The 12,168-nt window shown below is 39.0% G+C and carries 10 protein-coding genes; 4 read left to right on the top strand and 6 right to left on the bottom strand.

Translation table 11 applies throughout. From position 1 onward, the window contains the following. Together KTJ10_RS12450 and recG are read right to left on the bottom strand one after the other, a co-directional pair. Positions 1 to 630: a ComF family protein gene (locus tag KTJ10_RS12450; protein WP_262442128.1), complete on the bottom strand. Its 630-nt coding sequence runs from the start codon at positions 628 to 630 to the stop codon at positions 1 to 3. Then, positions 623 to 2,668, bottom strand: a complete 2,046-nt coding sequence (gene recG / locus KTJ10_RS12455; protein WP_262442129.1) for an ATP-dependent DNA helicase RecG — start codon at positions 2,666 to 2,668, stop codon at positions 623 to 625. The genes KTJ10_RS12450 and recG overlap by 8 nt, the downstream gene beginning before the upstream one ends. A 20-nt stretch (positions 2,669 to 2,688) precedes the next feature. On the opposite strand from recG, the gene KTJ10_RS12460 reads away from it, so the two are divergent. Then, positions 2,689 to 3,504, top strand: a complete 816-nt coding sequence (locus tag KTJ10_RS12460; RefSeq protein ID WP_262442130.1) for an NAD-dependent epimerase/dehydratase family protein — start codon at positions 2,689 to 2,691, stop codon at positions 3,502 to 3,504. A 79-nt stretch (positions 3,505 to 3,583) separates the two neighbouring features. Then, complete coding sequence (locus tag KTJ10_RS12465; RefSeq protein WP_262440277.1) at positions 3,584 to 4,567, top strand: putative solute-binding protein; 984 nt, start codon at positions 3,584 to 3,586, stop codon at positions 4,565 to 4,567. A 46-nt stretch (positions 4,568 to 4,613) separates the two neighbouring features. Here the strand turns inward: KTJ10_RS12465 and plsB are convergent, their stop codons facing one another. After that, the gene (gene plsB / locus KTJ10_RS12470; RefSeq protein WP_005067259.1) at positions 4,614 to 7,187 is read right to left on the bottom strand and encodes a glycerol-3-phosphate 1-O-acyltransferase PlsB; all 2,574 of its coding nucleotides are present in this window, start codon (positions 7,185 to 7,187) and stop codon (positions 4,614 to 4,616) included. A gap of 276 nt (positions 7,188 to 7,463) precedes the next feature. On the opposite strand from plsB, the gene KTJ10_RS12475 reads away from it, so the two are divergent. Continuing rightward, positions 7,464 to 8,336: an acyl-CoA thioesterase gene (locus KTJ10_RS12475; protein WP_002116924.1), complete on the top strand. Its 873-nt coding sequence runs from the start codon at positions 7,464 to 7,466 to the stop codon at positions 8,334 to 8,336. A gap of 109 nt (positions 8,337 to 8,445) precedes the next feature. Continuing rightward, complete coding sequence (locus KTJ10_RS12480; protein WP_031945274.1) at positions 8,446 to 9,711, top strand: dicarboxylate/amino acid:cation symporter; 1,266 nt, start codon at positions 8,446 to 8,448, stop codon at positions 9,709 to 9,711. Between the two features lie 45 nt (positions 9,712 to 9,756). On the opposite strand, the gene KTJ10_RS12485 is transcribed toward KTJ10_RS12480, so the two are convergent. The 3 genes from KTJ10_RS12485 to KTJ10_RS12495 form a co-directional block, all read right to left on the bottom strand. Further along, the gene (locus KTJ10_RS12485; protein ID WP_130119849.1) at positions 9,757 to 10,707 is read right to left on the bottom strand and encodes a metal-dependent hydrolase; all 951 of its coding nucleotides are present in this window, start codon (positions 10,705 to 10,707) and stop codon (positions 9,757 to 9,759) included. 124 nt (positions 10,708 to 10,831) lie between these two features. After that, positions 10,832 to 11,608, bottom strand: coding sequence for a ribosome biogenesis GTP-binding protein YihA/YsxC (gene yihA, locus KTJ10_RS12490; RefSeq protein WP_005067265.1), 777 nt, complete (start codon positions 11,606 to 11,608; stop codon positions 10,832 to 10,834). A 100-nt stretch (positions 11,609 to 11,708) separates the two neighbouring features. Further along, positions 11,709 to 12,146, bottom strand: a complete 438-nt coding sequence (locus KTJ10_RS12495) for an RrF2 family transcriptional regulator (RefSeq protein WP_262442131.1) — start codon at positions 12,144 to 12,146, stop codon at positions 11,709 to 11,711. Positions 12,147 to 12,168: the final 22 nt, after the last annotated feature.

Genomic DNA, 12,168 nt, shown 5'->3' on the forward strand with positions numbered 1-12,168 from the left:
TTAACTCTTCGGCGTTGCTGCTAGGCACGCCGTATGAATGGATGTGCAGCCTAATTGTTTAAGTGCTTGACTGAGCGCATTTACAGAGCTTCCCGTGGTTATCACGTCATCAATAATGAGAACACGGCGATAACGTCGTTTCTCTTGATGATGGGGTAAAAATTGTTGTTCGATATTTTCAAAGCGTTCTAGTCGAGAAAGTCCTTTTTGAGCGTGTTCATTTAAGCGTTGAATTGGTTGCCAAACAGGTATTTTTAAGTGTTTGCTTAAGATATTGGCAAGTAGCAAAGACTGATTGAAACCACGCTCAATTAAACGTTGATTGGAAATAGGCATGGGTACGATCGCTTGTACCTTGGGAAATTTTAATTGTTTTAAAATTTCACCTAATAAGATCTGATAATGTAACTTTTGTTCATATTTAAACTGCTGAATGATCCGGTTAACCGGATAAGCATAATTACAGGCCACAAGAACAGATTGATTATTACGTTGAATGGTTTGTTTAAGCCAAGGTAGCTGTTCCCAACAGTCTTTACAGAGCGAGGATTTTTCTCGCGTGCCTAACTCGCACAATGAGCAAGGTGAAAATAACTGAATAAGAGGTTGGAAGTTTAAAAAATTAAACATACGCGTAGCGAGGTGCCTCAGGAAGCCAACGTTTTAATAGAGCATCTGCCTGTTCTGGATAATCTTTTAAAACTTGCTGTGCTACATAGTGAGCCTGACTCAGTAAGTGATCATCTCGTTCTAATCGGGCCACCCTAAATCCCATATCCCCAGTTTGTTTAGTTCCTAGTAATTCACCCGGTCCACGTAATTCCAGATCTTTTTCGGCAATCACAAAGCCATCATTACTTTCTCTTAAAATAGAAAGTCTTTCTTGTCCATTTTGAGAGAGAGGCGTTTTATATAAAAGTACGCAAAAACTGGCTTGAGCACCTCGACCTACGCGGCCACGTAATTGGTGTAGTTGAGAAAGCCCTAAACGCTCGGCATTTTCAATCACCATAATGGAAGAGTTAGGAACGTCTACTCCAACTTCAATCACTGTTGTTGCGATAAGAAGCTGTAATTCATTATTTTTAAGTGCTTGCATGACGGCTTGCTTTTCATCGGCTTTCATTTTGCCATGCACCAAACCAATATTGAGTTCAGGAAAACGTTCTTTCATCTCTTGGTAAGTTGCTTCTGCTGCTTGAGCATCTAAAGTCTCAGACTGTTCAACTAATGTGCATACCCAATAGGCCTGTTTCCCATCTCTACAATTCGAAGCAATTCGTTGCAGTACTTCCTCACGACGATCAAGTGGAATCGTAACGGTTTGAATAGGTGTACGGCCCGGTGGTAACTCATCAATTATGGATGTGTCTAAATCACCATACGCACTCATTGCCAGTGTTCTCGGAATCGGAGTAGCTGTCATCACGAGTTGATGTGGGGTGAATTGCTCAGCACCTTTATTACGTAAAGCTAAACGTTGATCTACACCAAAACGATGTTGTTCATCAATAATCACTAATCCTAATTTGGCAAACCCGACGTTATCTTGAAATAGGGCATGTGTACCAACAATAAGTTCTGCATGGCCTTCTTTAATTTGCTGCTCTGCTTGAGCACGCGCTTTACCTTTTTGTTTGCCAGATAACCATGCCACGGTTACACCTAATGGTTCAAACCAACGTTTAAAGTTTAAATAATGCTGTTCTGCAAGAATTTCAGTCGGAGCCATTAATGCAACCTGCCAATCTGCTTCTAAAGCATGGCAAGCGGCTACAGCGGCAACCAAGGTCTTTCCAGCACCAACGTCACCTTGTACTAGGCGTAGCATAGGTTGGTGTTGTTTTAAGTCATTTAAAATTTCTTTAGATACACGTTTTTGTGCATTGGTCATTTGAAATGGTAAAGCTTCTAATAGTTTTTTAGCTAATACTTTACTGCTTGAAAATGCAGGTGACGCAATTTGACGAATATAAGCACGTCGATTAAGTAAACTAATTTGGTGTGCAACTAGCTCTTCAAAAATAAGCCTTTGCTGTGCGGGGTGCGAGCCTTGAGCCAATTGCAGCATGTTGGCATCCACGGGAGGCTCATGAATGTAATACAAAGCCTCTTTAAGCGCATAGCCATTGGTATATTGCTTTGGGAGTAGCTCTGGTAAGGCATCACTATGATGCTTTAAAGCTTGTTTTACATATTCGCGTAATTTGGGTTGAGTTAACCCATCGGTACTTGGATAAATTGCTGTCAGCTGAGTTTTTGGTAGAGGTGTATGTTCATGAATGAGTTGAATTTCAGGATGATACATCTCAAGGCCGCGAGCACCTACACGGACTTCACCAAAAATACGTAAGCGATGACCGGGTTTTATTTTATCAGTCAGGTTTTTATAAATATGATAAAAGCGTAAGGTGACTTTACCGAATTCATCTTGCACCAAGGCTGCCATAGATTTTCGTTTTCCCGGAGGGAAATCAATTGATTTGACTTCACCTTCGAGTAAATAGCTCCGCCCAACCACAAGTTGATTCATTGGAATAATCGTACTGCGGTCTTCATAATCACGTGGCAGATGAAACAATAAATCATCTGTGGTAAAAATATTTAGTTTTTCGAGTAGGGCTGCTGAAGCCGATCCAACGCCTTGTAACTGATGGACTGAAGTCATGTCCCCTCAACGAGTTTTCTATGCATATATTATTTATCGGTTATGGTAAAACATCTCAGCGTGTTGCTAAACAACTATTTGAGAAAGAACATCAAATTACCACAATCAGCCGTAGTGTAAAAACGGATAGTTACGCAACACATCTTGTTCAAGATATCTTTAAACTTGATTTAAGTAAAATTGAACCTGTGGATGTCGTATATATTTTACTTTCTCCAAATGAGAGTACGGTTGAGGGCTATCAACATACTTATGTAGATAGTATTGAACCGATTCGAGAAGCATTAAAAATACATCCAGTAAAAAAAATAATTGTTGTCTCTTCTACGCGGGTGTATGGTGAAAATGCAGGGGAGATCATTGATGATTTTAGTGAAATTCATCCAAATGATGCACAAGGCTATATATTGCGTAATATGGAGTTACTCTGGCAAAAATATTATCCAACTCAATCTGTAATTGTTCGTCCTACAGGTATTTATGGAACTTCCATTGCCCGCTTAAAGAAAATGGCTGAAAATAATCAAATTTATCCAAATATACATTATAGCAATCGAATACATATTGATGATTTAGCGAGATTTTTGGCTTTTATGGCTGATTACGAAAGTCATCAAGCAAGCTATATTGTGACTAATAATCAACCATTACCTTTGCATGAAGTTATTGTGTGGTTTCAAAAACAATTGGGTTTACCAGAGTTAACTTTAGAATCAAACCAAATTTCAGGTAAAAGAATTTATGCAAAACATTTGCCAGCAACGGGTTTTCAATTAGAGCATCCAATTTGCTTTAATGACTATTTATTATGTTTAAATGTTCATAGCACTAAATGAAATTTTGATTAAACTTTAAATAAGAACATAAATACCTGATGAGGCAGTCAAATTGCCGATAAAGATAAAAAGGTTGAAAGTGAAAAAAATTTGTTTAGCTCTTATCTTGAGCGTAACAGCTGTTGCGAGTTGGGCTGAGGATCAGGTGTGGTGTGCCTATGATCCTATCGGGTCCCAAGGGGATATTACTCGCCGTTTAAATGACATTCGGCTTTATGCCCAGCAATATCAAGTCAAATTTAAAGTGGTTACCTATCAAAAAGAACAGCAGGCCATACAAGCTTTTGATGATGGAAAATGTTCAGGTTTAGCTGCATCCAATTTCAATACTTATCGTTATAACCAATTTATGGGAAGTACCGCGGGTATAGGGCTTATTCCTAATAACCGTACGGCAAAAAGCTTTTTGCAGCTTTTAAATCATCCTACAATCGAGAAAAGGTTAGTTTCTAAGAATTATGAAGCTATAGGAATGATTCCAATTGGAACTGCTTACATGGTTCTAAAAAATAAGAACCTTTCTAGAGTGGCTCAATTAAGAAATCAGCGTATTGGGGTGCTACCCAACAATCCACCACAACAAGCACTGGTACGAAGTGTGGGTGCTCAGCCAGTCTATGTTGATTTATCTAACGCGCTTGCGCAGTTTAAGCAAAATAAAATCGATATTATTGCTGCCCCAGTATATGGATTATTGCCGTATAACTTACAAAAAGAATTTGGGCCGGATACTCAAGTCATCAATTTTCCTTTGGCATATTTCGGTGTCAATTTAATTATTAAGCCGCAAGCTTATCCTGCTAATTTTGGCCGAAAAATACGAGGATGGTTTGTCCAAAATAGCCAATTGCTGACGAACCGTGCGACACAATGGGAAAATCATTTACCTGCTTATTATTGGGTAGATGTCTCTTTTTATGAAAAGCAAAGTTATGACGTGATGGTTGCCAAAATACGTAATCAGTATGTTCTTTCGGGATACTATGATGCTTATTTTGTTCAACTCATGAAGCGCTTACGTTGTATGGATGATCCACGTTATTTTGAATGTCCAATTCGCTAATAAAATAAAAGGCAACCGAAGTTGCCTTTTATTTTGACTAAAGACTTTAAGCTTTTTTGCGTTTTAAACGGCGTTTAGCTTGTTGAGATGCCATTGCTTCAAGAGCATCTTTCAACTCTTCGTCAGTAAAGGTGGTGATGTGCTGCAACATTTGCAAGGTTACTTCATCAAGCACCAACTGTGCGCCAGCAGCCATTTGACGGAAGTTATCATCAAACTCAATTTGGCCTTGATCGTTAGTGCGAATGTAATTTTGCTGCGTAAGTACTTTTAAGAAGCTTTGGAATAAAGCTTTATCGAAGAACTCTGGCGAATTAAATTCATATAGAACTGATAAACGTTGTCCTAATAAATGACTTAATTCTTCAACTTGTTTAGCAGAGATATTACCTGAACCACGTTGAGTAATGAGCGCAAGTGTCATGTAGTAACGCTCAAGACTTTGCTTAACTGGCGTTGCTAAAACAACAAGCTGATTATGCTCTTCTGTATTTGGCGCAGAGCTAATCAAGTTACCTTCATCGTCTTGTTGAATAAGGTTAGATTGAACTAGAGCATCTGCATATTGCTCAACTTGTGCTTTAAGCTCGCTGCTCTTCCATTTAAGGAATAACTCAGCTTTCAAGAATGGATAGAGCGTATAGATGACATTAGTTAAATCTGAACGACTGATTTTTCCATTATGCTCAACAAGCGATGCTACTAGAGAAGGTAAAACAAAGGCGTGCAAGATGTTATTACGGAAGTAAGTCAGAAGAACAGCTTGGTTATCTTCAATCGCAATAATATCGCCAAGCGCATGCTGAACGCGTTTAATGAGTTTAAGCTTTAAACCATACGCAATAATTTCTTTACCAGAAAGTGGCGTTACTTCCATACGTTGGTCATATGGGAAGTTCGATGCCAAGTTACGATAAGCTTCTAGCTGCTTAATACAAATTTCTTCATCAAGCGTATGCTTTGGAGTTGCAAGCAAAATAATAGAAAGTAAAGAAACAGGGTTAATCACCACAGCTCGGTTAATATTTTCTAAAATTGCATGTGCAGAGCTATTTACTGCATCTGAAACAGCTTGAGGAATTGGGTCGTCATTTTTCTCGATGTAAACATTTTCTGCATTATGTTGCTTAAGCAGATCATCAAGGAAAACAGGTTCACCAAAGTTCACGTGGACTTTACCAAAAATACGTTCAATTTTTCGTAAGGTTTTCACAATACCAAAAATAGATTCGGCTTCTTTTGGCTTGCCTTGCATTTCGCCTACGTAAGTTGAGCCTTCCATGAGTCGTTCATAACCAATATAAGTTGGTAAGAAAACGATCGGTTTAGCACGGCCACGTAAATGGCTGTGAACTGTCATGGCAAGCATACCGGTTTTAGGCGGTAATAAGCGTCCAGTACGTGAGCGTCCACCTTCAATAAAGTATTCAAGTGGCGTGTTGCGTGACAAAATACTATATAGATATTCTTTAAATACAGTGGTGTATAGACCATTTCCACGGAAAGAGCGGCGAATGAAGAATGCACCGCCACCACGTAGAAGCTGTCCAACAAAAGGTAAGTTTAAGTTGTCACCCGCAGCAATATACGGAACCATTAAGCCACGCTTATAGATCACATATGACAATAGTAAATAGTCAATATGACTGCGATGACAAGGCGTATAGACAACTTCATAGTCTTTAGCCAGTTCACGAACGGTACTAAAGTTATGCACTTCTACGCCGTCATAAAGCTGGGTCCATAGGCGTGTTAAGGCAAGATCGGCAAAGCGCACTGCTGAGTGTGAATAATCCGATACGATTTCATTCACATAGCCAATCGCACGGCGTTCAGCTTCAAGCATGCTCACTTTTCCGCGAATACTTTCACGGCGGATTGCTTCTTGCACATCACGAGATTTAACAACCGATTGCATGACATTGCGGCGATCCGACAAATCGGGGCCTAACACGACTTCACGCTGACGGTCTAAATAATCATTTAACGTACTTACAATATAAGTTGCTGGTGAAAGATTTGGATAATGCTGCTGTGCATATTCAACCAATTCACGTAGCGATTGCGGTTCATGAAACTCTAAATAAGACTGACGACCATGCAAACCAATATTTACCAACTGCTTAACTGTGCTTGGCGTTGCCCATGTGTCTGAAAATAATAATTTAAACCAAGAATCTTCTTTATCTGGCGAACGGCCCCATAAAACTGTAACTGGAACAAGCTCTATATCAAGTTCAGGATTTTCTTGTAAAACTTCAATCAGTTTTATTAAACGCGGTGGAAAAGCATGAGGAGGCGGATTCAGTAAATTATTTTCATCATTGTGCTGTAAAAATAAAACTGATGCTTTTTCCTGATGAGTACCCACAATGAGTGGGTCTAACGCAGGTTTTAAATTTAAACGACGCGTTTCTCCGTCAACCACCAGAGCATTGCTTCGAGAGTGGTTTTGTAAGACGTAACAAACCACTTTTTGGCGGTCAGTTTTTGCTTCTGTTTCTGTTGTTTCTGATACTGGTTCAGTAGGAACTTCCCCAAGAACATGTGGTGTTACCACGAGGTCAAGTAGTTTACTCGAAAGCCGACGATACATTTGACCAAACCCACTCTTGGACATAAGAACTCCTACTTCTTAAAGACAAATCCCAGCACCAAATGCAGAGGGTAATTATTTTGCGGCATTTATTAAAAAAAACAATATGCTACTTTCTTATAAATTATAATGCTTTTGGCATATTTTATCGTTAAAAATCGTATTTTTAGCTGTTATATGAGCAATCTTCATCAGAAGTTGACTGATTGTTCCATGTTCAAATAGTTTTTTATGGCACAATAGATTCTACACATCTGTACTTTAATACGATTTTTTACCTGAAATATGAAGGTATCTCTCATGAATGCGTTAACCCAAGAACTAGTAGATCTTCTTACTTTAGAAAAGTTGGAAGAAAATATTTACCGTGGCATAAGTCGTAATCTTGTCGGTAAACGTGTCTTTGGTGGGCAGGTTTTGGGTCAGGCTTTACGTGCGGCATCTTATACAACCGATCGTCCAGCGCATTCTTTGCATGCATATTTTTTATATGGCGGCGATATTAATGCCCCAATTATTTATGAAGTAGACCGTTTACGTGATGGGAAGAGTTTCGTAAGTCGTCAGGTTCGTGCAATTCAGCATGGACGAGTTATCTTTTCGGCGATGGTTTCTTTTGCTAACCCCGAAGAAGGCTTGAACTATCAACATCAAGAACCAGAATATCCAGCACCAGAGACTCTTAAATCTGAAAATGAGCTCAAAGAAGGTATTTTAAACTTCGTACCTGAAAATGTTCGTGCTAGTTTCATGCGTGAGCGCCATGTAGAAATCCGCCCAATTGATCCAGTAAATCCGTTTCAGCCTCAACCTGAAGCGCCGTATAATGCGCACTATATCCGCACACATGACCGTATTCCAAAACAATTAGATGATATTGCTCTACATCAAGCGATTGTTGCGTTTTATTCAGACTTTACCTTAATGACAACCGCTTTAAGACCGCATGGTTTAAGCTATATTTCTCCAAGTTTGCAGTGTGCAAGTATTGATCATGCAATTTATTTCCATCGCCCGCTGCGTGCTGACGAATGGATGCTTTACGATATGGAAGCAACAGTCAGCGCAGCTTCTCGCGGTTTAAACTTTGGACGTATGTGGCAAAATGGTCAGTTGGTATGCAGTACCGTACAAGAGGGTTTAATTCGTTTGCGGGAAATTGAAACGCAATAAACTTATTTATAAAGCCATCTCATCAGATGGCTTTTTTATTTTTAATTGAAACGATGTGACAAAAAATTGCTCGTATGAATAGCGAGCTCATGTCATATTTGCAAAAGGATTGCCAACTGAAAAAAATAATGCTGATATGAACTTAAACACACAAATTCTTATTGCGGCCATTTTAGGCTTAGCCTTTGGTTTTATATTAACGTTGTATCCCGATACTGCGTTTGTAAAACATAGTTTATATGGGTTAGGCATATTAAGTAGTGTCTTTATTGGGCTGCTTAAAATGTTGTTGGTGCCTTTAATTTTTAGCTCGATTGTTGTGGGGGTCTCTAATTTGCAGGCGGGAGGGCAGTTAGGTCCAGTCTGGAAAATTACCTTTTTATGTTGTTTGACCACAACAACATTGGCTTTAATTTTAGGTATAAGTTGTGCTCATCTATTTGAAGTAGGGCGTGGTATAGATATCTCTATTTTCCAAACGTCTATGCAAAACTATCAGGCACCAGATAGTTTAAATCCTGCAAGTTTTTTCACTAATTTTATTCAAAATACATTAATTAACCCATTTAAAGCATTTAGCGATGGTAATGTTTTAGCTGTTGTGGTGTTTGCACTATTTGTTGGTGTTGCTTTAGTCCATGGCGGTGAGCGTTTTAAAAGTATTCGCGTATTGAGTCATCAATTTTTTGAAATGATGATGATGCTAGTCGGCTGGGTAATGAAGCTAGCACCTTTGGGTATTTTTGCTTTATTAGCAAAGTTAATGGCAACGGAAGATATTTCGGTACTAAGTCGTTTGGCTGAGTTTGCTGTTGTAGTGACAGGGACTACCATTTTTCATGGTGCTGTTGTTTTACCATTACTACTTTGGATTTTTGGCCGCATGAGTCCTTGGACTTTTTTCAAAGGAACACGTACAGCGCTAATTACAGCATTCGCAACCAGCTCTAGTTCTGCCACGATGCCACTTAGTATGAAATGCGCACAGGAAAACTTAGGTGTTCGTCCGCAAACAGCTGGTTTTGTGATTCCTTTAGGCACACAGCTTAATATGGATGGTACGGCTTTATATGAAGCAGCCGCTGCATTGTTTGTCGCAAATTTGGTGGGGCTAGACTTAAATCTGACACAACAAATTATTGTGTGCTTAACAGCAATGATTGCATCACTAGGAGCACCTGGAATTCCCAGTGCTGGTATGGTTACCATGATTATGGTTTTACAGTCTGTAGGTTTACCGGCTGAAGCAATTGCAATTTTACTTCCGATTGACCGCCTATTGGATACAGTAAGAACAGTGGTAAATGTGCAGGGTGATATGATGATTAGCGTGGTTGTTGACCGTTATACAAAAGATAAAGATATCAGTGTCTAATCTCCTAAATAAAAAAGCAGGATTTTAAATCCTGCTTTTTTATTTTTAAGCCGCTTGTAATTCAGCTCTTTTTGCTGCTGGAGATTGTGATAAATAATTTACCGCATCTTCAGTGCTACCTTCTTTTACTGGATCATACCAAGGCATGAGGTAATCAATTTGTTGGGCAATAAGCCAGATTGGATTTGGTAAAACCTGATTATCTTTTCGGCTAATTTTATACCATTCTACTGCAACCCATACTGGGAAAAATCTAGATTTAGCCGCATCTGCAAAACGTGGATCTTGTTTCATAATATGTGCAGCGCCATCTACCCATAATCCAAGCACTAGTACAATTACTGCGAGGCTTAAATAGTAGCGTGGAATATAACCACCACCCAAATGGCGGTATAAATCAAAAGCAACTGTACGGTGTTCAATTTCCTCTGAACCATGCCATTTTACCAAGTCAACCATTTCAGGGTCGGCACCTAATTCTTCCCAGCGCTTGTTATAGAGTGCATATTTACCCAACACACAGGTCATATGTTCAACAGTTGCAATAACGCCTAAACGGAAAAGATCCCATTGCTCTTGTAGAAATTGAGGAACTTCTTTGTCGAAAGGTTTATCTGCTAAGGCAGTAGTAAATAGATAATTCATAATGTCCAGATTTCGCTGGATATCAATATTACGTGCACTTAAATATTCTTTATTAGCTGACGTATGCGCATTGGCGTGCATAGCTTCCTGACGGATAAATGCTTGGACATCCTGTTTAAGTTTTTCGTCTTTAATTTGAGGTAAAACCTTATTGTACAAACGGCAGAACCAGAATTCTCCGGCAGGCAAGATATTATTAATTTCATTAATAAAATAACTTGCGAAAGGCTGATTTGGAATCCAGTCAACAGGGGTATCTTTCCAGTCAAATTTTACTTTACGTGGAAGAATTTTATAGTCAATAGAAGAACCTAAAGCTTTGTTCTTCAAAAAAGATAACAATTTCATCATTTAGTCCTGATTTTTAACTCGATGAAGTTATAACGAGTATAAAAAAAGCCCCTACATTTGTGTTTAGCAATAGGGGCCAATTTGAAAATAAATTTAATAAAGAAATTGTATCTGTTTTGACGATTTACTCTTCAGCATCCTCATCGCTTGCTTCAGGGATCGCGTCAACGTCAAATTCTGGTTCTTGATCAAGTGTAAAATGCAGGCGTCCAGCCATAACGCTTGCTAGCTCTTCTAAACCTAATTTGTTAAGTGATGAGAAAAGTTGAATCGAGAAATCAAGCTTCATTTTTTTCAGTTGTTGCTTAACTTCTAATAGCACTTTATTTGCAGGACCACGATTAAGTTTATCTGCTTTCGTTAAGAGAATATGAACAAAGAGATGACGTGAATAAGCCCACTCTAGCATCATCATGTCGAAATGCTGTAGAGGATGGCGAATATCCATAAGTAATACTAAGCCTTGTAAGCTTTTACGATGGATTAAATAGTTCTCTAATTCTTTTTGCCATACTCGTTTCATATCTTCAGGTACGGCTGCATAGCCATAGCCAGGAAGATCGACTAAACGTTGATCGGGGTTGCCTAGACTAAAGAAGTTAATCATTTGAGTACGGCCAGGTTTTTTAGAGGCGCGCGCTAACTGTTTTTTGTTGGTTAGTGCATTGATAGCACTAGACTTACCGGCATTTGAGCGTCCTGCAAAAGCGATCTCGTAGCCACTATCTTCAACACAAAGTGCCAATTTAGGTGCACTCATTAGAAACTCAGCTTGGCGTAACCAGTTGAGTGATTGCACAGCATATGCTGTGATCGCTGGATCTGGTTTCTTTTCATAGCTGATCTTTTGCTTGGGTGCGAGTCTGGCTTTGGTGTCTTTCGATTTTTCACTACGACGCATAAAAAATAACTTTTTAAATGAGAGGGCTCGCGCCTAGTATAAAGGAGCTTGGGTATTCTTGCTAATTTTCAATAAATCTAGTTATTAAAAGTAATAGAGGTTAGATTTGTAAAAATGCAATAGGGGAGTTGGCAGGAGCGGATTTTGATTGCTGCAAAACTTCTCCGAGTGTGTATTGATCTAGGCTTTGATAAAAACTCTCTAAAGCCTGATCTAAAATACCTTTTAAACCACAGTGACTGCGTAATACGCAAGGTGGCGTATTACATTCAACGATTTGATTGTCGCCCTGTAATATTCGAACGATTGAACCTAAATTTGAGTTAAGTGCATTTGGATTTAAGCGAATTCCTCCGCCTTTTCCTCGAATGGTAATAATCCATTCTTGCTTGCCCATGAAGTGAACAACTTTAACTAGATGGTTTTGTGAAACATGCAAATCTTTCGCGATTTCTGCAATCGTGTAAGGTGCATCACTTGGGCGTGCAACATACATTAAGATTCGTAATGCATAATCGGTAAATTTATTAAGCTGCATGATCACCAAAAATGGAAGAGAT

Origin of the sequence: Acinetobacter sp. WU_MDCI_Abxc222, assembly GCF_025514755.1 — a bacterium.
Lineage (GTDB): Bacteria > Pseudomonadota > Gammaproteobacteria > Pseudomonadales > Moraxellaceae > Acinetobacter > Acinetobacter geminorum.

Excerpts from the sequence above, each read along its gene's own strand:
- KTJ10_RS12450 (WP_262442128.1), bottom strand. The coding sequence starts at position 630 with ATGTTTAATTTTTTAAACTTCCAACCTCTTATTCAGTTATTTTCACCT.
- recG (WP_262442129.1), bottom strand. The coding sequence starts at position 2,668 with ATGACTTCAGTCCATCAGTTACAAGGCGTTGGATCGGCTTCAGCAGCC.
- KTJ10_RS12460 (WP_262442130.1), top strand. The coding sequence starts at position 2,689 with ATGCATATATTATTTATCGGTTATGGTAAAACATCTCAGCGTGTTGCT.
- plsB (WP_005067259.1), bottom strand. The coding sequence starts at position 7,187 with ATGTCCAAGAGTGGGTTTGGTCAAATGTATCGTCGGCTTTCGAGTAAA.
- KTJ10_RS12475 (WP_002116924.1), top strand. The coding sequence starts at position 7,464 with ATGAATGCGTTAACCCAAGAACTAGTAGATCTTCTTACTTTAGAAAAG.
- KTJ10_RS12485 (WP_130119849.1), bottom strand. The coding sequence starts at position 10,707 with ATGATGAAATTGTTATCTTTTTTGAAGAACAAAGCTTTAGGTTCTTCT.
- yihA (WP_005067265.1), bottom strand. The coding sequence starts at position 11,608 with ATGCGTCGTAGTGAAAAATCGAAAGACACCAAAGCCAGACTCGCACCC.
- KTJ10_RS12495 (WP_262442131.1), bottom strand. The coding sequence starts at position 12,146 with ATGCAGCTTAATAAATTTACCGATTATGCATTACGAATCTTAATGTAT.